Here is a 21763-nt window from a genome sequence, read left to right as displayed (position 1 = left end):
CTATGTCCTCCTTCCTTTGGGTGTGCCTCCCGTTCGTAGCGTGTGGTTGCGTTTCAGCTCCTGCGGTGTCGCGGCGTCCTCGTTGACGGTACACTCATCAAGCAGGCGGTCGATTTCAGACTGCCGGTAGCGGCATTTACCGCGAAGCACGACATAGACGATGCGTTGCTCGCTGCGCATACGCTGGAGGGTGCGGGTACTCACGTTAAGCAGCTGCGCCGCCTCGCGTGTGGTGAGCAACCTGTCGGACGATGCCGCTTTCTTGTCGCCGGAGGCGGCACGGACGTGTGCCGCAATCTCCGCTATCTGTTCCGTCAATGACCGGAAGACGGAACTTTCCATCGTTATCACTTTCATATTCAGTCCTTTCTTTTTGTTTCTGCGGCAAAATTCGGCAATAAACAAAAGGGGCTTTAACAACTCACTACGTGACTCACGTAAGATTTTTACGGAAGATGGCTCCATAACCCGGTCAAACGGCGCAACAGGCAGCCTTTCAGCGGAAAACGGTACGTGTTAAGGGCTGCATCGTTACCTTTGCGGGCAAACCGGTAATTGCATGAATATGGAAATAGTATCTATCGAGAAAAAGACTTTCGAGATGATGGTGGCGGCATTCGGCGCACTCTCGGAGAAGGTCGCCGCCCTGAGGCGCAAAAGCGACACGGGGCGCATGGAAAGATGGCTCACGGGCGAGGAGGTCTGCGGGCAGTTGAGAATAAGCCCGCGCACGTTGCAGACGCTGCGCGACAGGCGGCTTATCGGCTACTCGCAGATAAACCGCAGGTTCTATTACAAGCCGGAGGAGGTGAAGCGGCTGATACCGCTTGTCGGCACGCTCTATCCGCATGGCAGATGATTTGATTTATTCACCCACTGAATCCGAAGTTATGATGAACGAGACCAACGATGTTTTTACGATGGAAGACGAGCCGATAGCCTCTGTGATGCAGGATATGCGCAAAGGCTCTAAATGGCTGTCCGCATTTCTGGAAAGTTACCGTCCTCCGCTGGACGGGGAGCGTTACCTGACGGACGGCGAGGTGGCGGAACTGCTCCGTGTGAGCCGACGCACCTTGCAGGAATACCGCAACAACCGCGTGTTGCCTTTTATCCTTTTGGGAGGGAAGGTGCTTTACCCGGAAACGGGGCTGCGCGAGGTGCTGGAAGCGAACTACCGCAAGCCGCTGGAGTGAGGCGGTTGCATGAAAAAGTAAACGGGCGACACCTTTTGTGGTGCTGCCCGTTTACTTGTCTTATGGGGAATCTGTTTTTAACAGTACCCGACCTTTCCGTTCTGAATGAACATCACGTATGCCTGCCGGTTATCTTTTGAGAGTGCCTTTCCCACCAGCCATGTGCGGAACAGGTGGGTGTTGTAGGTGTTCAGCCGGAAAGCGACCGGGATGATGATTTCAAGCGCGTACACGTCCGCGTACAGCCCGTTTTCAAGCTGCATGTAGCGACACAACTCGTAGTCGTTAAGCACGTCCGACTTGCGGACTGCTTTGATGGCAGCGTTCACTGCCGGGACGGTCGTATGGAACAGTCCGGCGATTTCGGTGGCGGTCATCCACACTTCGTTACCGGTTACGCTGACCGCCTTGTCCTCTATGATGATTATGTCACGCTTCATGGCTTCTCTTTTTTAGATGGTACAACCTGCAAATTCCTCAATGCCGTTCAACCTTGCCGCAAGGATCTCCATGTCTTGATTGAGTTTTTCTTTGGTTATCTTCGCGTAAATCTGCGTTGTCTTTATGCTCTTGTGTCCGAGCATAGAACTGACCGTTTCGATGGGTACGCCGTTGGAGAGAAATACCGTTGTGGCCGCCGTGTGGCGGCTCTGATGCCACGTGATATGCTTGGTGATGCCGCAACGCTTGGCGACGGCACGGATACCGGCAAGGCACGTGTTGTAATGCGGGACGGGAAATATCCTGCCGTTCTCGCACAGTCCACGGTATTTGCCGATTATGCGGTTGGCGATGTCAAGCAGGCGGATGTTGGACACCACGCCCGTTTTCTGGCGGTTGATGTTTATCCACTCGTGTTCATCGAAATAGGTGCGGATATTCTCTTCCGTGAGGTTGCGCATATCCGAGAATGACAATCCGGTGAAAGCGCAGAACAGGTAGAGGTCACGGTACAGTTCCTGTTTGGCGTTTTTCAGTTTGCCCTCCATCAGCAGGCGGATTTCCTCTTTGGTAAGGAAACTGCGTGTCGTTTCCTCCTTCTTGATTTCATACTCGCGGAACGGGTCGCGCGTCAGCCACTCGTTGTTGATGGCGATGAATACCATCGTCCGTAGCGGGCAGACGTACAACCAGACGGTATTGGTGCAACAGTGCTTGTCCGTGCGCAGGAACATCTCGAAGTCGGAGATGAAAGCCGGGGTAAGCTCTTTCAGGGCGATGTCCTTCACATGGTAGCGGATGTCGAGGAACTCTTGCAGGTGCTTGTAAACGATACGGTACTTTTCCAGTGTGCCTTTGGCTTTCATGCCTGCCTCCACCTGTTTCTCATAGTCCTCGTTGTGCTGGCGGAACACCTGCATCAGCGTGTGATAGCGGTGTTCCAGTCCGAGAAAGGCGTTTTTCACCTTTTCCGCCGTGACGAAGTTGTCACGCTCCATGATTTCCTGATAGTGTCTGTTGATGCGTACCCGCATTTTGTCAAGCATACGGTTCGCTTCGAGTGCCGCCGTGCTTCTGCCCGTGACACGTCCCCCTTTGGTGTCCCACAGTTTCGGATCGACAGTCAGCTTGCAGCTGAACTGCGTCTGGCTGCCGTCCACCGTGATGCGTCCCATGACGGGAACTGTCCCGTCTTTTTTCACTACCTGACGCTTGAGATAGTAGATTACTGAAAATGTACTCTTCATCGTCCTTAATTTTTTTGGTTTCAAAATTAGTTGGTGAAGAGTCCGGTGTCGGTACGCAAAACGGGGAGGAACGGCGCAATCTTTTTCCGTAAGCAAATTTTTCGCGTGAGTTGTCGGTAACTCACTATTCCTTAGCGTCTTGTTTCGTCATCCGTACCCGTTTGTCGCATTTTCGGGCATGGTTACGAACAAGTAACGTTGCGGCGTCAGGATTTGGCTTTGGCAGGGATTGTAATGGCTTCACGAATTTTCGCCACTTCAACTAAAACCCTTGTAACTCAATTCTATCACTATATCTTTCCGCATTTCACTTTTTTGTAGTAACTTTGCAAAAAAAAATAAAGAACAGTCAATGTTTAAACATTTAATCGCTTTCACAGGAGTACTCCTGTTTGTCTCTGTTTTGCCGGGAAAGGCACAGAACTTAACGCCGAACGACACTGTCTCAAAAGAGGTTGTTATTGTTGATGGGCAACAGCTTAACGAAAAGCAATTGCAACGTTATTACCGTCAGTTACGTAAAGATTCCATCAGGGCCCATAAAAAGATCTGGTGGTCTGTTCTGGGTGGTCCGTCCTATACTCCGGAAGCCTCGCTAGGTGTCGGAGGTGCCGTACTGGCCAGTTTCAGGATGAACAAAAACGACACGATTTCTCAACGTTCTTTCCTTCCGGCAGGAATCAACCTCTCAATAAACGGTACGATCGTGGTGGCAGGAGCCGGAACTTTCTTCTTTAACCAGAATAAGTTCCGTATTTATGCCAGCTACGGATACAGGAACGAACCGGCCCATTATTACGGCAAAGGCTATGAAACTATAGAACATGTAGACAGAAGCGACTCGACAACCCGTTACCATAGAAGTTATTTCCAGATATATCCCCGTTTTGTCTGGGAAATCCGTCCGCATTTTTACCTGGGAGGACTGTTCGATATCAACTTTACAAATGCATCGGATATAAATCCGGTGATAGAGCAAGACTACTATTTCAATCAGTTCAAACGGAAATATCTGAACGTGGGAATCGGAGGTTTGATTCAATACGACACAAGAGACGATGTCGCCACCCCCACAAAAGGCGTCTTGTTAAGCGGAAATATGAAAGCATTCGGAAAATATCTCGGAGGTGCCTATAACTACGAAATACTGGAACTTGAATACCGGCATTTTGTGAATGTATTCCGCCCGAGAAGTACCCTGGCATGGATCGCTAAAAGCCAGATAGGTATGGGAGATGTCCCCTACTCCGAATTACCCTCTTTCGGTTCGCCCTTCGACCTGCGCGGATATTACTGGGGTAAATACCGGGATAAATCCATGGCCTATGGTATACTGGAATACCGCCATATGTTCGGTTCGCCGGCAAAATACAAAAGCGGAAACTTCTGGGCTAAATGCGGTTTTGTTGCCTGGATGGGAACCGGAACAATCGGTGACACCCCATTCGACTGGGATAAATGGAAGTTGAATTTCGGTGCCGGATTACGTGTGCAAATGCAACCGGGCAAGAACTTCAGACTCGACATCGGTAAAGAGCCGGGACTGGATGGAGTTCAGGTTTATATGAACATGACAGAGGCATTTTAACCGAATCCTCATTTTGGCCTTAGTAAGCTATTTGTCAATCGATTACAGTTTCCTCGTAATTCCCTCATTTGGAAACTCTAGTTTCCTGCCCAGGGAACTGTAATTTCCTGCCTGGGAAACTGTAGTTCCCTTACTAGGAAACCAGCGTTTCCTGCTTAGGAAATTCTGAGGGGACTGCATAAAAAAACATCCGCCGTCATTAGTTAGAGTAAATGACGACGGATGTTTTTTATTTCGGTTCGCAAGTGTGTTCGTTAGAACGACAGCTTCATCGAGAAGCGTACACCTTTTGTCTGAATACCCGGATTATCGCGGTAGGTCAAACGCCAGACATAATCGAGACGAAGGAACTTAAAGATATTCTCAATACCTACTCCGGCTTCCATATAAGGCGTATTACCCAATGTATAAGAACCTTCCGGGAACAAATACAAATCTTTGCCGCCATAATAAGGATTATTCTTATCGGTCAGATGACCATACATTCCACGGAATGAAAGAACCTCTCTCCATTTCAGTTTCTTTATCAGGGGAAGACGGTTCAAAAGAAGTCCGTTCATAAAATAAGTAATGTCCCAGGATGCATACTCGTCGCTGATGAACTCCATCGCATTCATATTGGTGTATGATTCAGGCTGGATTGTATAGGATAAGTTCGCGTTCGGCAATATCAATAACGGATAAGGAACTTTGTCCCACACCTTACCTGCTTTACCGATAATATCGACATATCCGAAGGCTGAGAACCAGAAACGTTTCTGAATACCCAAATCGGTACGGTTATATGTATAATCGGCCCCTAACACACCTTTTCGGGCTGTGATATGGTTCAATGTAATTATCGGAGCATCAAAGGAGATCGGATAACGATAATTACGGGTCTGATAGAATTTCTCGTTCGGAGCATAACGGAATTTGAATTCCATTTCCGTCATCGAATAAGACTTGACCGGCGTAATATGCCCATCTGCTTCGATCCTGTCAAAAACCGCATAATCCGTTGCAATCTCTTTTTTGTTACGAAGAGTCGCACCATAAGCGATTCCGTTATAATGTTCCCGGTAATAAGCCAGTTCAGCATTCCTCAGATAAGTAGCCCGGGTATCTCTCTGTCGCTTCCAGACAAGGAAAAGGTTATCCTTATTGGTGTACATATACTGCTGTCCCAACTGGTTGATATCGTAAGTGTATTGCAACCGGATAGAATTAACCGGAAATTCTTTACGGTATTCTTTCTTGTCATTAAAAGAGTATTCAATTAATCCGTCATATTTCAGCTTTCTGTCAGTGGTTCCGTAGGCAGCATAACCTTCCAGGAAAAGATGTTTACTGAAAGCAGTAGTTGTTGTTCCCCCAACACGAAAACGGGCACCTTCTATTGCATTACCACTGATAAAGGTATTAGCCGGTCCGAACTCAAACTTATTCTTTACAGGGTCCGTGCTAGTCCCTATATAACCGGAAGTAAGGATCGTAATGATTTTCTCCGTAACATAGAAAACGGGAACGGCACGTAGTTTGGCCATCAGCTTTTCAACCGTGTTCTGTTTTCGTGTTCCGGCTTCTTCCGGGCGGTTCAGATCCCAGAAATCTTCAGGTTGCTTATAAGCGTTCTGTAAAGTTATCACAGGGGCACTCTCTTTGAATATCTCCTGATTTTCAGGAGGAAGGAAGGAATGATCGCTGTATATGTTCAATCTTCGGGCATACATACCCTTGGATTTTTCCGTTAGTTTAAAGTCTACGGATATATCATCTTTAGTAATAATACGTGTACCATCTTCTGTCCTTTTGAATGTCTGTTCGATCGTCATTCCGCTGACAAAGTTCAGGTTGATATTCTTCGGTACATTTAAAATAGCTTTCTGTACGAAGAAGGTAGAATCGAGTGTAACAAACAGATGTCCGGTAAAACCAAATCCTTCCGATACGAAGGGCACAAACCCCAGGTCTACACACTGCTGTCCGTTCACCTCCAATGTGTCGAGCAAATAATATTTATAGAAATTAGGTCCTATTGTGGACAGCGGACTCACAAAACGTTGCAGGAACAGTGGAATATCATTCTTAAAGATATCGACTTCCCGGAATACTTCCCCCAGGAATTGTTGCATACCATCACGAGAAAATATCTCATCTACACCGGCAGCCTTTGCTCCCAGCACAACCCTTTTCTCTACTTTAGGATCTTTACGGTAAAAGATGCCTTCCACCTTTTCCTTTTCAGAAACGGGTAGAATAGTCTTTCCGATATCCAGCGTATCGATATAATCGATCAGGAAGTCGAATTTCCCGCCTTTTCCATTCTCTTTCTTAGGCTTCGGCTGGTAATCATTCATCGCAAAAATCATCTTTTCATATTGACTATAACTGAAATAGTCATGATTGCGAGGATCATTACTCTCCCGGGAGTCAATCACATTTTTAACAAAAGTCACGGCCGGATTTTCCTTCTTGCTGTACTTCTCTTTCTTCGGCTTTACAATGACTTCACCCAAATCAATACTGGAAGGGGCCAAAGGAATTTTAAAATAATTCTTCTTACCTATAGCCACTTTCAATTCTTTTTCGGCATATCCCAGATATGAGACAGACAGAGTCCGTGCATTAGATGATGTGGTTAATGAAAAATTACCGTCATCATCGGTTGTCGTTCCGATAGTTGTACCCTTCAGTATGACTGAAACATATGGTAACGTTTCTCCCGTGATAGAGTCCGTTACTATTCCGCTTATTATAGTGTTCTGGGCTTTTGATGCAAATGCAACCAAAACAAATGCCAGAATAAAAACAATCTTTTTCCCCATTATTATTAACTCCCTCGTTAAACTCCGCAAAATTATAACAGATTCTTTTTTATGAATGTTCCAAATTGAACCGATTATATTCCAATTGACAACAAATCACATTTAAAAGACCCAAAATAGATGTTTTAAAATGAATTTATACTACTAATAACAAAATTCCTTCTTTCCGTAACGGGAAGTTTCGGGACTTCAATCAACGTATATCCTGCATCTTTATAGACATCTTTCATTACATTATATGTATCTATCGCTTCATTAAATGATTGTTTACGTTCTTTATCCGTATGGTATATATTTTCCCAGGGAGGAAGTATGAATACCTGCCTGCTATACCTGTATTTATCGACGGCCAGTTCTATTTCCTTCCGGTCGGTTAACCCAATCAACCTTGCATATGCCAGTGTATCAGGGATTCCTCTGTCAAAAAATAATATGCCTTCATTTTCTTTATGAGCCAGATATGATTCAACGGAACGTTCCAGCATCATACTGGTATATAAACCGGTATCTTTCCAGGGTAATGCGTTCCCACCCTGTAGCTGTTGTTCTTTGATAATATCTCGTGCTACTTCTTTTACTGTTTGATATCCAACAATTTTAAGTTCTTCAATTAATGATGTTTTACCCGTTCCAGGTCCACCAGTAATAACATACAAGCCTGTTTTTGTCAACATGATTTGTTTATTTATGACTATTATGGCAAAAGGAAATACAACCCGGATGAAAAGCTGTTATAACCGGAATTGTACGTGCAAATATACTGGATTATTTCTTTAAACCTATCAATTCACTCTTAAATTTAACAATTCACTTTTGTTTTCTCTTGTCAATATTTCTACCTTTGTGCACGAAAAGGGGTGCCATACTGTAAACGGGCTGAGATTATACCCTGTGAACCTGATGCGGGTAATGCCGCCGTAGGAAAGACAGACAAGGCTTTTCCCCCCTTTGGTATGTGAATATGAAAACAGATACATTTTATCGTTATCCGACTGCGTTAACCATTGCCGGTTCCGACAGCGGTGGCGGAGCCGGGATACAGGCAGATATTAAAACATTCTCGGCATTGGGAGTTTACGGAGCTTCCGTAATCACCTCCATTACGGCCCAAAACACACAAGGTGTCAGAGGCATACAAGCCGTCTCTCCGGAAGTCTTGAAAGGCCAGTTGGATGCGGTCTTTCAAGATATTACCATCGATGCAGTCAAAATCGGAATGCTGCATAATAAAACAGCGGCAGAAATCGTCGTAAATGCAATCGATACTTATTCACCGTCGCGTATTATCCTGGACCCGGTGATGATTTCGACCAGCGGTAACAAATTATTGCAGGATGATGCCATAGACATCATTGTCCGCGAACTGTTCAAACGGACATCGTTGGTCACACCCAACATCGATGAAGCTGAATTTCTGTCCGGAATGAAGATAACTTCCGAAAAAGAGATGTGCCTGGCGGCAGAGAAGTTGCTGTCTTTAGGTTGTCATGCCGTATTAATGAAGGGAGGACATTTAAAAGGAAAAGAGATGACTGATATATTATATGTATCGGAAGCGTCCCCTCTCCGGCTTTCGGCGGAAACTGTAATTACGCTCAACGGCCACGGCACCGGTTGTACGTTGTCTTCCGCTATTGCCGCTTACCAGGCTTTAGGTAAAAGCCTGCCTGATGCCGTCAGACTGGCTAAAGAATATATAACAAAAGCAATTACAGAAGGGAAAGATGTACGGACAGGACACGGGCATGGTCCCTTGAACCATTTCTTCGCTCCGGTTCCTTTAGTAAAAACAGAGATAAAGAGATAAAAGGATCGTATGAAACTGTTCGTAATCACAACTCCTTTCTTTTTTGAAGGGGAAAGCCGGATAATAACCCATTTGTTCAGGGAGGGAATGCAGCGCTTGCATCTGCGCAAACCCCAGAGTGACATCGACAGGTTTCGTCTCTTACTGGACGCTATCCCTGCCGAATATCATTCACGGATTGTATTGCACGAACATTTTGAACTCACAGCCGGATACCGGTTGGCTGGCATCCATTTGAACAGCCGGAATAATATCCTGCCGGAAGGTTTTACCGGAAGCATAAGCCGTTCATGCCATTCCTTGCAGGAAGTACAGGATAACAAACAGTTGGATTATGTATTTCTGAGTCCCATCTTTCAAAGTATATCCAAAGAGGGATACGGAAACGGCTTTCCGATAGAGACATTACGGGAGGCGGCAGCTTCGGGCATAATCAACGAAAAGGTAATCGCCCTGGGCGGAATAGAAGAAAAGAACATTCCGCTGATTGCTTCCTTACATTTCGGAGGAGCCGCTATTCTGGGAGCTTTATGGGGCAAAGACCCTTCTGTAACAAACGAAACATCTATAATAAAACGATACAAACAATTGGATATATGGCAATAGAATATCATTTGCGCAAGCACGAAGATAAAGGACAATTTATTCCACAAGGCAGTGGTGAACGCCTGATGTTTATAACCCACGGTACTTCTAAATACACAGAACGGGAAGAAGTCAAAATGGTTCTTGACGGCGGTTGTTCATGGGTACAGCTACGGATGAAAGGGAACATGAATATCTTTGCAGCCAGGGAAATCGGGCAACTAATCAATGAGCATACAAACAAATGTATCTATTGTATAAACGATAATGCACGGATTGCTTTGAGATGCGGGGCGAATGCTGTTCACCTGGGGAAAGAAGATATATCAGTATCCGCCGCATGGGAAATGGCAAAAGAGCAGTTATTTCCGGACGAAGTCTTCTATATCGGCGCCACCGCCAATACCTTTGAAGATATCGAGCGTGCTGTCGGACAAGGAGCTTCCTATATCGGCCTTGGGCCATTCCGTTATACGGAAACGAAAAAGAAACTCAGTCCCGTTCTCGGTCTGGAAGGATACAGAAAAATAGTGCAGCAATGTAAGGAGGCTGGCTATAAAATTCCGATATTTGCAATCGGAGGAATCTGCCTGGAAGATGTTGCCCCGTTAATGGAGACCGGAATTACCGGAATAGCCGTATCGGGAGCCATCATCCATGCAGAAGACCCCGTAGAAGAGACCCGTCGTTTTATTAATGAGATAAATAAATATTAAATATACTGTAATGGCAAGCAAGAAAAACATGCGTATTACCTATCCCGCATCGGAAAAGATATATATCCCGGGCGAAATCAACAAGATAAAAGTGGGTATGCGTAAAATCAAACTTCTGGATACCGTCACTATCGACGAAAACGGAGAGCAAGTTTTTAAGAAAAACAATCCGGTGATTGTCTATGACACAAGCGGTCCTTTTTCCGACCCTAAAATAAATATAGATATAAATGCCGGTATTCCCCGTATCCGCGAAGAATGGTGTTCGAAACGTAAGGATATCGAACAACTGAGCGAGTTGTCTTCCGAGTATGGCCGTGCCCGTCTGGAAGATAAAAGTCTGGATGAGATACGTTTTCCGAAACGTCACCTTCCCTACCGGGCCAAAGAAGGTAAGAATATCACCCAGATGTATTATGCCAAACGGCGTATCATCACTCCGGAAATGGAATATGTGGCCATACGTGAAAACCAGCAAATCGAAGCATTGGGACTGAAATCTTATATCACTCCCGACTTTGTCCGTAAAGAAATTGCTGCCGGACGTGCCATCATACCGTCCAACATCAACCATCCGGAAGCGGAACCGATGATTATCGGTAAGAAGTTTTTGGTGAAAATAAATACCAATATCGGTAATTCGGCATTGTCTTCCGGTATCAGTGAAGAGATTGAAAAAGCGGTGTGGAGTTGTAAATGGGGTGGCGATACCCTGATGGACCTTTCGACGGGTGACAATATTCACGAGACACGTGAATGGATTATCCGCAACTGTCCGGTTCCGATGGGAACAGTTCCTATTTACCAAGCTTTGGAGAAAGTGAACGGAAATGTAGAAGATCTGAACTGGGAAGTATATCGCGATACATTGATTGAACAGGCTGAACAGGGTGTGGACTATTTCACCATTCATGCCGGACTATTGAAAAAACATATCGATTTGACAGCGAACCGCTTATCAGGTATTGTTTCGCGTGGTGGTTCCATTATGGCTAAATGGATGCAGCTGCATAATGAAGAGAACTTCCTGTATACCCATTTTGCAGAAATATGCGATATTCTGAGCAGATATGACGTTGCTGTGTCTATCGGCGACGGTCTTCGTCCCGGTTCCATCTATGATGCCAACGATGCAGCGCAGTTTGCCGAACTGCATGCGATGGGCGTATTGACAAAGATTGCCTGGGAGAAATTCGTTCAGGTTATTATCGAAGGTCCGGGCCATGTCCCGATGAACAAGATTCATGAGAATATGAAAGAACAGCAATATGCCTGCCACGGTGCTCCGTTCTATACATTAGGCCCGTTGACAACGGATATCGCCCCGGGATACGACCATATTACATCGGCTATCGGTGCCGCGCAAATTGCCTGGTATGGCACAGCTATGATTTGCTATGTAACACCGAAAGAACACCTGGGATTGCCAAACAAAGAAGATGTACGCAACGGAGTGGTTGCTTATAAGATAGCTGCCCATGCCGCCGACCTGGCAAAAGGCCATCCCGGAGCACAGGTCCGTGACAACGCTTTAAGTAAGGCACGTTTTGATTTCCGTTGGAAAGACCAGTTCAACCTGTCACTCGACCCGGAACGGGCTTTGCAATATTATAAGGAAAGCGCTGTTACCGACGGGGAATATTGTACGATGTGCGGTCCGAACTTCTGCGCCATGCGTTTAAGTAAAGACCTGCATAAAGAGTGCAAGGAATAAAAAAAACTATGAATGGAATCAATCGAAATGACACTCCGGAAAATATCATTTAGATAAAAAAACAATCGTCCGGAGGGCGGCCGATCATTTTTTTTGACAAAAATAACTGTCCGCCCTCCGGACGATTACTTTTTGTCACAGAAATGGTTGTCCGCCTTCCGGACAGCTATTTTTTTCTTCAGAAATGATTGTCCGGTTTCCGGACAGTTACTTTTTTCTTTAAAAACGATTGTCCGGCTACCGGACTGCTACTTTTTTTTCTGAAAACAACCTTGCCGCCAATGTATACCCTTCGTTATATAACGCCTCCAGCTTTTCCGGATTACTTTCGGTCCGGCTTACCTCTATTTTGTTTTCAGGACGAATCACGAATGCTTTACCTTCGGCTTCCAGTTGGTCGATATAATCGAGTACTTCATTATAACGTTTATACCTCAGTTTGAGCTGTTCCCGTATGGCCGGATATTTTTTATAAATGAATCCCGGCAGATAAAAGTTCTTATCCTTTTTACGGTATCCTTTATTTCTTGTGAGGATTATCACATTTTTCCGGAAACCGTCATCAATAGCTCTTCGGATAGGAATAGCATCACAAACTCCGCCATCGACCATCGGGACGCCGTCCACATAGGCAACCGGACAAAGAACCGGCAACGTGCAGGAGGCACAACAAATATCTACCAGCCTGTTTTTATCTTTCTTCTCTTCGAAATATTCCGCCTTCCCGGTCAGACAGTTGCTGGTAACCATCACGAAACGTTCTTTCGATTTGAAATAAGTATCGTAATCCAACGGATAGTATTTATCAGGATAGACATAGAATAAATATTCCATATCGATATATCCCTTGCCGCGCAGAAAATGGCGGAGACCGATATAATTATACTTTTTCAATAAATCTATATTGCCGAAACGCGAACGTCCTCTCTGCCGGGACGCATAGGATATGCCGTTACTGGCTCCTGCCGATACCCCTATCGTATAAGGGAACCAGAGATTGTGGTCCATAAAACAGTCCAATACTCCGACCGTAAAAGTGGCACGCATCCCTCCGCCTTCCAATACAAGTCCTGTCTGATTATCTATTATCATAATTATTAAATTTAAAAAGCCATTGCCTGGCTCACACCGGACAATGGCCACAAAATTATAATAAATCAGCGATAAAAAATAGTCTGTTTACAGAATAACTTCGTTCACTAGAGGACGGTTTTGACGGAAATCTTCGATGTTCTGCAAGGTCGTTTCCGCAATATTATGCATTGCCTCCTTGGTAAAGAAGGCCTGATGAGAGGTGACAATTACATTATTGAAAGACAATAGACGCGCCAGCACATCGTCGTCAATAATTTTGTCGGATTTATCCTCATAGAAGTACCCCCCTTCCTCTTCGTACACATCCAATCCGGCTGCCGAAATCTTCTTTTCTTTCAGTCCTTCAATCAGGGCATTCGTATGAATTAACTGTCCACGGCCGGTATTGATAATCATTACGCCGTCTTTCATCTTAGCGATTGAATCATCGTTAATGATATAACGGGTCTGCTCCGTCAGCGGGCAGTGAAGCGAGATAATGTCCGAATTTTTGTATAATTCATCCAGCGTCGTATAAGTAATTCCTTCCTCTTCCGCGAATTTATAATCCGGATAAACATCGTAAGCAAGAATATGCATACCCAGTCCCTTTAATATCCGTATCAATATCTTGGCAATCTTTCCGGTACCGATAATACCGACGGTCTTTCCGTGCATGTCGAATCCCATCAAGCCATTCAGCGAGAAATTGCCGTCACGTGTCCGCCAATAAGCACGATGGATTTTCCTGTTTAACGAAAGCATCAGAGCCAGGGAATATTCGGCTACGGCGTAAGGAGAATAAGCCGGCACACGGACAACCGGAAGTTTACCTTTAGCCGCTTCCAGGTCTACATTATTAAAACCGGCACACCGTAAAGCCAACAGTTTGACCCCGTTATCGGCCATCGCATCTATAACAGCCGCATCGGCCGTATCATTCACAAAGATGCAGACAGCATCGGCATCCTGCGTCAGGACAACGTTGTTCGGATTAAGGTGACCCTTAAAGTACTTGATATCGTAATTATACTTTTCATTTACTTTATCGAAAGAAGCTATATCGTATGGTTTAGCTCCAAAAAATGCAATCTTGTATGACATATTATTTGTTTTTTATTAAAACAGATTAAACATATCGAATGTTGAGAAAAAGCATTACTTTTACCCCGTTTTAAACGAAAAGAAATTATGCATCAACCTGTTAGGAAAAGAATTGCAACAGGTGTCATTCTTTTAACTGTTCTGGTACTTCTTTTGTTTTCCGCACGGAATCTGTTCGTACGGAAATATATAGACCGTAAACTGGATAAGATAGAGGAAGCACGCCGGTTATCCATTCATTATGACGATATACATATGCTCGGCCTGAGCGGTATACAAATCGATGGAGTATCTGTAATCCCGCTGGATGCAGATACTTTCCTGCAAAGCCGTTCTTTCCGGATTAAACTGGAACTTTCCGAACTTTTCCTTTTTAAGATATCGGTAAAAAGCATTGAGGCGGAGGGTTTGAATGTCTCTTTCATAAAGAATAACAATACTTCAAATTTTGAATTTCTGTATCATGGAGCAACAGCTCCGGAAGCTCCTGTTCAATCCGGGGCTGAACGGAATTTTGCACAGAGAACAGGCAAAATATTTGGCCTGCTCTTCAAACTGCTTCCCGATAACGCTACTTTACGAAACCTGAGCGTCTCTTATCAGAATAAAGGAGACGAACTTCTTATTGAGATTCCTTCCCTGATGATAAAAGACAATAATTTCACCACCGGAATACGAAGTACGGAAAACGGTATCCAAAGCGAGTGGGTTTGCGAAGGTTCATTACAGGACAAAGAAAAGAAAATAGAGGCCCGACTGCATGCCCGGGAGAATACAAAGATTACCCTCCCCTTCCTGAATTACCGCTGGGGAGCACAGATACAGTTTGACACGCTGGCTTTTAAACTGGAGCAGATACAGAAAAAGAGTGACCTGCATACCGTTCGGGGACAGGCACATATCAGCGGCCTGACACTTCATCAACAACGTATCTCTCCCGATACGGTTCTACTGGACCGGGCCACGCTCGACTGCCTGGTGAATATCGGAAAGAATTATCTGGAGCTGGACAGCGCTTCTCTAATCAACTTCAACCGGCTGGATTTCCATCCCTATCTGAAGACTGAGAAAAATCAGGACTGGCATATTATAGCTTCCGTAAATAAACAGGATTTTCCTGCCAATGATTTGTTCGCTTCCTTACCCCGAGGTCTGTTCTACAACCTGGAAGGATTGAGGGCTGACGGTACTTTGTCGTATCATTTCCTATTAGACATGGATTTAGCCCTGTTGGACAGCCTGCAACTGGAGTCATCGCTTACTGCCCGTAACTTCCGGATTGTCCAATACGGAAACACCGACCTGAGGAAGATGAATGAGCCGTTTGAATATACGGCTTATGAAAACGGAGAGCCAGTCCGTACATTTAAGATTGGCGAAAGCAATCCCTCTTTCCGTCCTTTCCAGGCCGTATCCCGTTATCTGCCTTTAGCTATTATGCAGAGCGAAGATGCCGGTTTCTTTCATCACAACGGATTTATTCCGAGCGCGATACGTGAATCCCTGATTCTCGACCTGAAAGAACGGCGTTTTGCCCGTGGCGGAAGTACGCTGAGTATGCAACTGGTGAAAAACGTTTTCCTGAGCCGCAATAAGACGATTGCCCGTAAGCTGGAAGAGATGCTGATTGTCTGGTTGATAGAAAGTAACCGTCTTACCACCAAAGAACGTATGTTTGAAGTCTATTTGAATATCGTTGAATGGGGACCGCTTATCTATGGTGCCGCCGAAGCCTCGCATTTCTACTTTGCCAAAGAACCTTCGGCTTTGACTTTGGGAGAATGTATCTTCCTTGCCAGCATAATCCCCAAACCGAAACATGTCCGGTATTGCTTTGACGGATTACAGTTAAAACCATATTATACTGAATTTTATAATGTAATTATAAATCGTCTCATCGACCGCGGACTGATAACTCCCGAAGAAGCGGAAGGAGTACGTCCCGAAGACCTGAAAATAACTGGTCCGGCTAAATATTACTTAGCCGGACCGGATGAAAAGCCTCTATAGCCTTCTTAATGTCTTTGTTTTCTTCGCGTTTCTTAATCTTCAGGTTGTTGCTTATTACACTCTTGCTTTTTTTGTTCGGCTTTGCGCTCTCTTTTATTCTCCCGCCAAACAAAATACAGGCCAATGAGAACCATCCCTAATGCTGTGATATATACATATATATTCATAATTAATTCTCCTTTTCTTTATTATCCGAATTACTAAGTATAACAAATCCCATTGTCATTAAAAATAATGAGAAAAAAGTAGCCAGAGTATACATTACCCATCTGTTTATAGGTTCACTCACAATGCCACTGAGAATAATACCTCCAAATATTAATTTAGAGATATCAAGGAAATAGTTTCCTGTCCTTTCTTTCATTTTCATAGTTACGAAGTTTTTAGTTGTTAAACATTGCGTCAAAGATAAAGATTCTTTTCCAATAAACAAATGAGAGGAGAACTATTATTATCCAAAGTCTATGATAACATTTGTCCCTTTATTCAGCTCCGAATCAATCGTAACTTTAGCCCCATAGGTCGTCAGTATGCGCAATGACAAACTAAGTCCGATACCATGTCCGGAAAACTCTCGGGTATTGGAGGCACGGTAGAAAGGCTGGTAGACACGCTCCAATTCTTCCATCGGAATGCCAATTCCCGTATCTTTTATTTCGAGGACCGACCCCATCAAACGCATCTCGATCGGTTCTTCCCCTGAATATTTACAGGCATTATTCAGTATATTACTGATGGCTATCTTTAATAAATGAGGGTTTGCCGTCAGGCAGAAGGCAAAAGTATCTGTCGTGAACTTGATACGGTTATCGACAAACTGCATCAGGAAATCGGCCAGCATAATAGTCTCGGTCGCATTTTTAAGTATCTCTTTATCCCCGTGCGACAGGAAAAGTAAATGCTTCATCAGCTGTATGATGCGCTTGTTTTCCGAAGCAATGCGTTTTAATGCGGACTGGTATTCTGCCGGAGTACGTTCTTTCAGCAAACTAATCTCACACTCTCCCTGTATGGCTGTAAGCGGATTGTTCAGTTCATGTGAGGCATTACTGATAAACGCCTTCTCACTTTGATAAGCAGCGTCAATACGGTCGACCATACGGATTGCATAGAGCTTTCCGACAAAATAAATCAGTACCGCACTTATAACAATCAAAGCCAGCAGCAACCAACCGATACGCTGCTGGATATCCCCGCCATACTGGTTGTTGGAGATAACAAGGACAATAAAATTACCCTCGTTATCCGGATAATAAAGTGCTGCTCCGACCTTTTCCTTTTCATGGAAAGTGATTACCTCGCCCCTATATAACCGTTCAATCTCTTTTTCCGTCATATAACGGACCAACGTTACATGCGTCTCTGCCACACTGTCCGCATTCAGTAATATCTCGGTGGCAACGGGTAAAGTCTCTTCATACCGTTTTTGTATCCGGGCATAACTTTCTTCGTCCACTTCATCCTTCTCCCAATGCTTTTCGGCTGTTGCATAGGCCTTTTCCGTCAAATAAGAATAATAGAGGCGGCTGATATAGTTTGTCGCAATAAAGTAAAAGGCAATCGTGACAAGGGCAATGATACCCACCGTCATCGCCGTATAGAAGAAGGCTATCTTATTCCCTGTTTTCATGCTTCCATCATATAACCGATACCGACAACGGTACGAATCAGCTTATGGTCGAAGTCCTTGTCTATCTTACTGCGAAGGTAATTCACATAGACATCGACTACATTTGTATTAGTATCGAAATCTTTATCCCATACATGCTTTAGCAGGGTGAGGCGATTCAAGGCCGTACCCTGATTCAGGATGAAATATTCCAGCAGGCGGTATTCCTTGACCGTGAGGTCTATCGGCGTACCGTTACGAAATGCCCGGTGACTGGTCGGGTCGAGACTTAGGTCGCCACAACGCAAGGAAGCCGTGGCTGTCTCCGCTCCAATCCGCCGCAGAAGAGCTTTGATACGTGCTTCCAGTTCCTGAAAACTGAAAGGTTTGACCAGGTAATCGTCTGCACCGGCATCGAGACCGTTAACGATATCGTCTGTCGTACCCAGCGCCGTTAACATAACCACAGGCGACTGGTATCCGTACAACTGACGGTATTGGCGGCACAATTGCAACCCGTTCATCCGGGGCATGATTATATCCAGTATCAAAAGCTGGAAGTTCTCTTTCTGCAACAACTCCCAACCCGCCATACCGTCATAAGCCACGCTTACTTCATGACCGAACTCCTGCAACCCCCTCTCTATGAAAGAGGCGATATTCACTTCATCTTCTACCAATAATATCTTAGCCATCTGATTTGCTATTTATGTCGTTCAGATTACAAATATACGATTTACAATCTACGCTGTAATAACTTTCCATCTTTATCATACAGCATCCGGCTGTAAAAGGCTTCCACCATAAGCGGGAAGACAAAGAGCGTGAAGAAAGTAGCCCCTATCAGTCCGCCGATGATGACGATAGCTAACGGGCGTTGACTTTCCGATCCGATACCGTGGCTGAGGGCGGCAGGCATCAGTCCGATAGCTGCCATCGAAGCCGTCATGAGCACGGAGCGGACACGGTCTTTCACACTTTGTTTTACAGCCAGCGGCAAAGGTGTGCGGTTTTTCAAATTACCTTTTATATCGGAAATCATGATAACCCCGTTCTGGATACAGATACCAAACAGCGCGATAAAACCGATACCTGCCGAAATCGAAAAGTTGAAGCGGGTAAGCAGAAGGGCGACAATCCCTCCCACCGCCGCATAGGGTACATTCAACAGCACTAATCCGGCATCGCGGGCATTGCCAAACAGCACGAACAAGATGACGAAGATGATGGCAATACTCACCGGAACCACCTGTGCCAGTCGTTTCGTAGCACGCTGCTGGTTTTCAAAATCACCCGTCCATTTCAAGGTATAGCCTTCCGGCAACTTCACCTGCCGGTCGACTTTTTGCTGTGCTTCGGCTACTGCCGTACCCATATCACGGCCACGGACGGAGAATTTAACGGCACAGAAACGGGCATGGTTATCGCGATAGATAATCAGCGGGCCGGTTATCGTATGGATATCGGCTAACTCTTTGATGGGTACCATCGTCCCGTCGCGGGCCGGAACCAATATCTTTCCTATCTCGTCCTCACTGCGGCGGAAGGCTGATTCGTAGCGTACCATGATATTGAACTTCCGTTCGTCTTCGTAAAGCAACGAGGCGCTCTTACCCCCTATCGCCATCTCGATAATGGACTGCACATCTTCTTTTGCCACTCCGTAACGGGCCAGGCGCGATTCGTCGAGTTCGATACGCAGTTCCGGTTGTCCGATATTACGTATGACTCCCAGGTCTTCGATGCCTTCGACGGTTTCCAGGACTTTAAAGACTTCGACGGCTTTCTTTTCCGACTCGTACAAGTCTTTACCGAACACTTTTACAGCGATCGAACCTTTCACGCCACTGGCAGCTTCTTCCACATTATCGGTGATAGGTTGGGAGAAGTTGAAGTCTACGCCCAGATAGATAGCGAGGTCGTCTTCCATCTTCTCAATCAATCCCGCCTTAGTCAATTTGCTGGTCCACTCCTTTTCAGGATAAATGTCTACATGAAACTCGATATTGTAGAAGCCTGTCGCATCCGTTCCGTCGTTGGGACGGCCCGTTTGTGAAAGCACCTGCCGCACTTCAGGATACGACGCCAGTTCGCGACGCATCCGGTTTGCCAGCTTAACGGACTCATCCAGGGAAATACTCTGCGGCAACGTGGCACGGATATAAATAGAACCTTCGTTCAGCTGCGGAAGAAACTCAGTCCCCAGCAAAGTAAAACACCATAAACCAACGGCAGCCACCAGCGAAGCGATACCAATAGTTGTCTTCTTATGTGCATGGCAACGGTCAAATATAGAAACGGATACCCGGTTTATCCACGCCAGAAACGGATTATGCCTTTCACGCACATTCCTTTTCAACAGCATCGAAGAAAGCACCGGGACTAATGTCAACGTAAATATCAAAGCCCCCAGCAAGGCAAACCCGAGCGTATATGCCAGCGGACTGAACATCTTCCCTTCCACCTTCTGAAAAGCGAATATCGGAACCAGTGCCGTAATAATAATTAGCTTGGAGAAGAACACCGCCTTCGCCCTGTCTTTCGCTGTTTGGCGAATCAGTCCCATCTTACTCATCACATTGAAGGCAGGCATTCCCACCTCACGCGCCTTCCGGTCGAGAGCCACAAACAACCCTTCCACCATCACGACCGCCCCGTCGATAATAATACCGAAGTCGATTGCCCCCATCGAAAGCAGGTTTGCACTCATTCCCATCGCCCGGAGACAGATAAAAGCGAAGAGCAGCGCCAACGGGATAATAATGGATACAATCACCGTTGTACGCCAGTCTGCCATAAAAATCAACACAATGAAAGTTACCAGCAAAATACCTTCGGCCAGGTTATGCGTCACCGTCCGCACCGCCAGGTCCACCAGGTCCTCGCGATCGTAGAATGACACAATCCGCACATCTTCCGGCAACGCATTTTCCTGTATGTCCGCTATCTTTTCTTTCAGGGCGGCAATCACTTCGCCCGGATTCTCTCCTTTCCGCATGACGACAATCCCCTGCACGACATCGTCTTCTTCCATGCGTCCCACCTGTCCCAGCCGGGGCAAGCTCGATTCGTGAACGTTTGCCAGATGTTTCACCAGGATAGGTGTGCCGTTGATGTTCTTGACTACGATATTCTCAATCTCCTTCGTATCGTTAATCAGTCCGATACCGCGTACCACATAAGCCTGCGAACTTTTGGTAATCACATCTCCCCCTACATTAATATTACTCTTTGCAATCGCGTCGAACAGTTCCAGAGACGTCACGTTATAGTTGATTAGCTGGTTCGGGTTAACACTCACTTCAAACGTTTTCACCTCGCCACCGAAGCTGACGATATCCGCCACTCCCGGCACCGCCCGCAGCTTACGCTCGATTACCCAGTCCTGAAATGTCTTCAGTTCGCGCACTGTCCGTTTATCACTCCGCAGCGTATAACGGAAAATCTCCCCTGTCGGTCCGTACTGAGGCTGTACCTCCGGCGTGGCACCTTCCGGCAGGTCGGCATCATTCAACAAGTTATATACTTGCTGGCGGGCATAGAAGTCATCCACGTCATCGTCGAACATCACATTGATGACCGAAAGGCCGAACAGCGTCGTGCTGCGGATATCTGTCTTCTTCTGCACCGGATTCATCGCTATTTCGATGGGGATAGTGATAAACTTCTCTATCTCTTCCGCACTGCGTCCCGGCCATTGGGTAATGATTGTCACCTTCGTGTTCGTCACATCAGGAAAGGCGTCGACAGGCGTATGGATAAAGCTCACCGCTCCCGCTATCACGGCTATGGCGGTACAGAAGAAGATAAAGAACTTATTCTTCAGCGAGAAAGCTATTATGTTATCTATAAATGTATGCATCGT

20 protein-coding genes and 1 riboswitch are annotated in these 21763 nt (G+C 45.6%); of the genes, 8 read left to right on the top strand and 12 right to left on the bottom strand.

Going from position 1 to position 21763, the window contains the following annotated elements; all coding sequences use genetic code 11:
- Positions 1 to 357, bottom strand: a complete 357-nt coding sequence (locus NBH15_RS15580; protein ID WP_005861705.1) for a helix-turn-helix domain-containing protein — start codon at positions 355 to 357, stop codon at positions 1 to 3.
- A 202-nt stretch (positions 358 to 559) separates the two neighbouring features.
- Between NBH15_RS15580 and NBH15_RS15575 the strand changes: the two genes are divergently transcribed.
- Together NBH15_RS15575 and NBH15_RS15570 are read left to right on the top strand one after the other, a co-directional pair.
- Positions 560 to 859 carry a helix-turn-helix domain-containing protein gene (locus NBH15_RS15575; RefSeq protein ID WP_004291426.1) on the top strand — a complete coding sequence of 100 codons (300 nt, stop codon included), beginning with the start codon at positions 560 to 562 and terminating at the stop codon, positions 857 to 859.
- 31 nt (positions 860 to 890) lie between these two features.
- Positions 891 to 1196 carry a helix-turn-helix domain-containing protein gene (locus tag NBH15_RS15570; RefSeq protein ID WP_005861708.1) on the top strand — a complete coding sequence of 102 codons (306 nt, stop codon included), beginning with the start codon at positions 891 to 893 and terminating at the stop codon, positions 1194 to 1196.
- Positions 1197 to 1273: 77 nt separating this feature from the next.
- On the opposite strand, the gene NBH15_RS15565 is transcribed toward NBH15_RS15570, so the two are convergent.
- On the bottom strand, positions 1274 to 1636 hold the full coding sequence (locus tag NBH15_RS15565; RefSeq protein WP_005861710.1) for a hypothetical protein: 363 nt from the start codon (positions 1634 to 1636) through the stop codon (positions 1274 to 1276).
- Between the two features lie 12 nt (positions 1637 to 1648).
- Entirely contained in the window at positions 1649 to 2884 is a 1236-nt protein-coding gene (locus tag NBH15_RS15560; protein ID WP_005861712.1) for a site-specific integrase, read from the bottom strand.
- A gap of 352 nt (positions 2885 to 3236) precedes the next feature.
- Between NBH15_RS15560 and NBH15_RS15555 the strand changes: the two genes are divergently transcribed.
- A complete protein-coding gene (locus NBH15_RS15555) occupies positions 3237 to 4472 on the top strand; it encodes a BamA/TamA family outer membrane protein (protein WP_250823018.1) in 1236 nt (411 codons plus the stop codon).
- Between the two features lie 254 nt (positions 4473 to 4726).
- Here NBH15_RS15555 and NBH15_RS15550 read toward each other — a convergent pair whose 3' ends face one another.
- Positions 4727 to 7279: a DUF5686 family protein gene (locus tag NBH15_RS15550; protein WP_186959310.1), complete on the bottom strand. Its 2553-nt coding sequence runs from the start codon at positions 7277 to 7279 to the stop codon at positions 4727 to 4729.
- Positions 7280 to 7404: 125 nt separating this feature from the next.
- A complete protein-coding gene (locus NBH15_RS15545; protein WP_250823017.1) occupies positions 7405 to 7953 on the bottom strand; it encodes an AAA family ATPase in 549 nt (182 codons plus the stop codon).
- 169 nt (positions 7954 to 8122) lie between these two features.
- Positions 8123 to 8220: riboswitch (TPP riboswitch) on the top strand.
- Between the two features lie 20 nt (positions 8221 to 8240).
- Between NBH15_RS15545 and thiD the strand changes: the two genes are divergently transcribed.
- Genes thiD through thiC form a run of 4 tightly spaced genes read left to right on the top strand, consistent with a single transcriptional unit; the run spans position 8241 to position 12101 of the window.
- Positions 8241 to 9086, top strand: a complete 846-nt coding sequence (thiD, locus tag NBH15_RS15540; RefSeq protein WP_186959311.1) for a bifunctional hydroxymethylpyrimidine kinase/phosphomethylpyrimidine kinase — start codon at positions 8241 to 8243, stop codon at positions 9084 to 9086.
- Between the two features lie 9 nt (positions 9087 to 9095).
- Positions 9096 to 9692, top strand: a complete 597-nt coding sequence (locus tag NBH15_RS15535; RefSeq protein WP_128133339.1) for a thiamine phosphate synthase — start codon at positions 9096 to 9098, stop codon at positions 9690 to 9692.
- On the top strand, positions 9683 to 10387 hold the full coding sequence (locus NBH15_RS15530) for a thiamine phosphate synthase (protein ID WP_128133340.1): 705 nt from the start codon (positions 9683 to 9685) through the stop codon (positions 10385 to 10387). The genes NBH15_RS15535 and NBH15_RS15530 overlap by 10 nt, the downstream gene beginning before the upstream one ends.
- 10 nt (positions 10388 to 10397) lie before the next feature.
- Positions 10398 to 12101, top strand: a complete 1704-nt coding sequence (thiC, locus tag NBH15_RS15525; RefSeq protein WP_128133341.1) for a phosphomethylpyrimidine synthase ThiC — start codon at positions 10398 to 10400, stop codon at positions 12099 to 12101.
- Between the two features lie 237 nt (positions 12102 to 12338).
- Here thiC and NBH15_RS15520 read toward each other — a convergent pair whose 3' ends face one another.
- Together NBH15_RS15520 and NBH15_RS15515 are read right to left on the bottom strand one after the other, a co-directional pair.
- The gene (locus NBH15_RS15520; RefSeq protein ID WP_244051056.1) at positions 12339 to 13193 is read right to left on the bottom strand and encodes a patatin-like phospholipase family protein; all 855 of its coding nucleotides are present in this window, start codon (positions 13191 to 13193) and stop codon (positions 12339 to 12341) included.
- An 87-nt stretch (positions 13194 to 13280) separates the two neighbouring features.
- Positions 13281 to 14279, bottom strand: coding sequence for a 2-hydroxyacid dehydrogenase (locus NBH15_RS15515; RefSeq protein ID WP_250823016.1), 999 nt, complete (start codon positions 14277 to 14279; stop codon positions 13281 to 13283).
- A gap of 87 nt (positions 14280 to 14366) precedes the next feature.
- Here NBH15_RS15515 and NBH15_RS15510 point away from each other — a divergent pair, with 87 nt between their 5' ends.
- The gene (locus NBH15_RS15510) at positions 14367 to 16289 is read left to right on the top strand and encodes a biosynthetic peptidoglycan transglycosylase (protein ID WP_244051054.1); all 1923 of its coding nucleotides are present in this window, start codon (positions 14367 to 14369) and stop codon (positions 16287 to 16289) included.
- 32 nt (positions 16290 to 16321) lie between these two features.
- On the opposite strand, the gene NBH15_RS29230 is transcribed toward NBH15_RS15510, so the two are convergent.
- The 5 genes from NBH15_RS29230 to NBH15_RS15490 all read right to left on the bottom strand — a co-directional run bounded on the left by NBH15_RS29230 (position 16322) and on the right by NBH15_RS15490 (position 21760).
- A complete protein-coding gene (locus tag NBH15_RS29230; protein ID WP_255419922.1) occupies positions 16322 to 16456 on the bottom strand; it encodes a hypothetical protein in 135 nt (44 codons plus the stop codon).
- Positions 16457 to 16458: 2 nt separating this feature from the next.
- A complete protein-coding gene (locus NBH15_RS15505) occupies positions 16459 to 16659 on the bottom strand; it encodes a DUF6722 family protein (RefSeq protein WP_128133342.1) in 201 nt (66 codons plus the stop codon).
- An 81-nt stretch (positions 16660 to 16740) separates the two neighbouring features.
- Entirely contained in the window at positions 16741 to 17919 is a 1179-nt protein-coding gene (locus tag NBH15_RS15500; protein ID WP_250823015.1) for a sensor histidine kinase, read from the bottom strand.
- A complete protein-coding gene (locus tag NBH15_RS15495) occupies positions 17916 to 18593 on the bottom strand; it encodes a response regulator transcription factor (protein ID WP_128133344.1) in 678 nt (225 codons plus the stop codon). Before NBH15_RS15495 ends, NBH15_RS15500 begins: the two co-directional genes overlap by 4 nt.
- Positions 18594 to 18634: 41 nt before the next feature.
- Complete coding sequence (locus tag NBH15_RS15490; protein WP_128133345.1) at positions 18635 to 21760, bottom strand: efflux RND transporter permease subunit; 3126 nt, start codon at positions 21758 to 21760, stop codon at positions 18635 to 18637.
- Between the last annotated feature and the right edge of the window lie 3 nt (positions 21761 to 21763).

This window comes from Parabacteroides caeci, from assembly GCF_023656795.1.
In the GTDB taxonomy this organism is placed as follows: Bacteria; Bacteroidota; Bacteroidia; order Bacteroidales; family Tannerellaceae; genus Parabacteroides; species Parabacteroides segnis.
This window is presented reverse-complemented; position numbering and strand designations above follow the sequence as displayed.

What these genes read in the sequence shown, in the direction of transcription:
- NBH15_RS15580 (WP_005861705.1), bottom strand. Translation starts at nt 357, where the DNA reads ATGAAAGTGATAACGATGGAAAGTTCCGTCTTCCGGTCATTGACGGAA.
- NBH15_RS15575 (WP_004291426.1), top strand. Translation starts at nt 560, where the DNA reads ATGAATATGGAAATAGTATCTATCGAGAAAAAGACTTTCGAGATGATG.
- NBH15_RS15570 (WP_005861708.1), top strand. Translation starts at nt 891, where the DNA reads ATGATGAACGAGACCAACGATGTTTTTACGATGGAAGACGAGCCGATA.
- NBH15_RS15565 (WP_005861710.1), bottom strand. Translation starts at nt 1,636, where the DNA reads ATGAAGCGTGACATAATCATCATAGAGGACAAGGCGGTCAGCGTAACC.
- NBH15_RS15560 (WP_005861712.1), bottom strand. Translation starts at nt 2,884, where the DNA reads ATGAAGAGTACATTTTCAGTAATCTACTATCTCAAGCGTCAGGTAGTG.
- NBH15_RS15555 (WP_250823018.1), top strand. Translation starts at nt 3,237, where the DNA reads ATGTTTAAACATTTAATCGCTTTCACAGGAGTACTCCTGTTTGTCTCT.
- NBH15_RS15550 (WP_186959310.1), bottom strand. Translation starts at nt 7,279, where the DNA reads ATGGGGAAAAAGATTGTTTTTATTCTGGCATTTGTTTTGGTTGCATTT.
- NBH15_RS15545 (WP_250823017.1), bottom strand. Translation starts at nt 7,953, where the DNA reads ATGTTGACAAAAACAGGCTTGTATGTTATTACTGGTGGACCTGGAACG.
- thiD (WP_186959311.1), top strand. Translation starts at nt 8,241, where the DNA reads ATGAAAACAGATACATTTTATCGTTATCCGACTGCGTTAACCATTGCC.
- NBH15_RS15535 (WP_128133339.1), top strand. Translation starts at nt 9,096, where the DNA reads ATGAAACTGTTCGTAATCACAACTCCTTTCTTTTTTGAAGGGGAAAGC.
- NBH15_RS15530 (WP_128133340.1), top strand. Translation starts at nt 9,683, where the DNA reads ATGGCAATAGAATATCATTTGCGCAAGCACGAAGATAAAGGACAATTT.
- thiC (WP_128133341.1), top strand. Translation starts at nt 10,398, where the DNA reads ATGGCAAGCAAGAAAAACATGCGTATTACCTATCCCGCATCGGAAAAG.
- NBH15_RS15520 (WP_244051056.1), bottom strand. Translation starts at nt 13,193, where the DNA reads ATGATAATAGATAATCAGACAGGACTTGTATTGGAAGGCGGAGGGATG.
- NBH15_RS15515 (WP_250823016.1), bottom strand. Translation starts at nt 14,279, where the DNA reads ATGTCATACAAGATTGCATTTTTTGGAGCTAAACCATACGATATAGCT.
- NBH15_RS15510 (WP_244051054.1), top strand. Translation starts at nt 14,367, where the DNA reads ATGCATCAACCTGTTAGGAAAAGAATTGCAACAGGTGTCATTCTTTTA.
- NBH15_RS29230 (WP_255419922.1), bottom strand. Translation starts at nt 16,456, where the DNA reads ATGAATATATATGTATATATCACAGCATTAGGGATGGTTCTCATTGGC.
- NBH15_RS15505 (WP_128133342.1), bottom strand. Translation starts at nt 16,659, where the DNA reads ATGAAAATGAAAGAAAGGACAGGAAACTATTTCCTTGATATCTCTAAA.
- NBH15_RS15500 (WP_250823015.1), bottom strand. Translation starts at nt 17,919, where the DNA reads ATGAAAACAGGGAATAAGATAGCCTTCTTCTATACGGCGATGACGGTG.
- NBH15_RS15495 (WP_128133344.1), bottom strand. Translation starts at nt 18,593, where the DNA reads ATGGCTAAGATATTATTGGTAGAAGATGAAGTGAATATCGCCTCTTTC.
- NBH15_RS15490 (WP_128133345.1), bottom strand. Translation starts at nt 21,760, where the DNA reads ATGCATACATTTATAGATAACATAATAGCTTTCTCGCTGAAGAATAAG.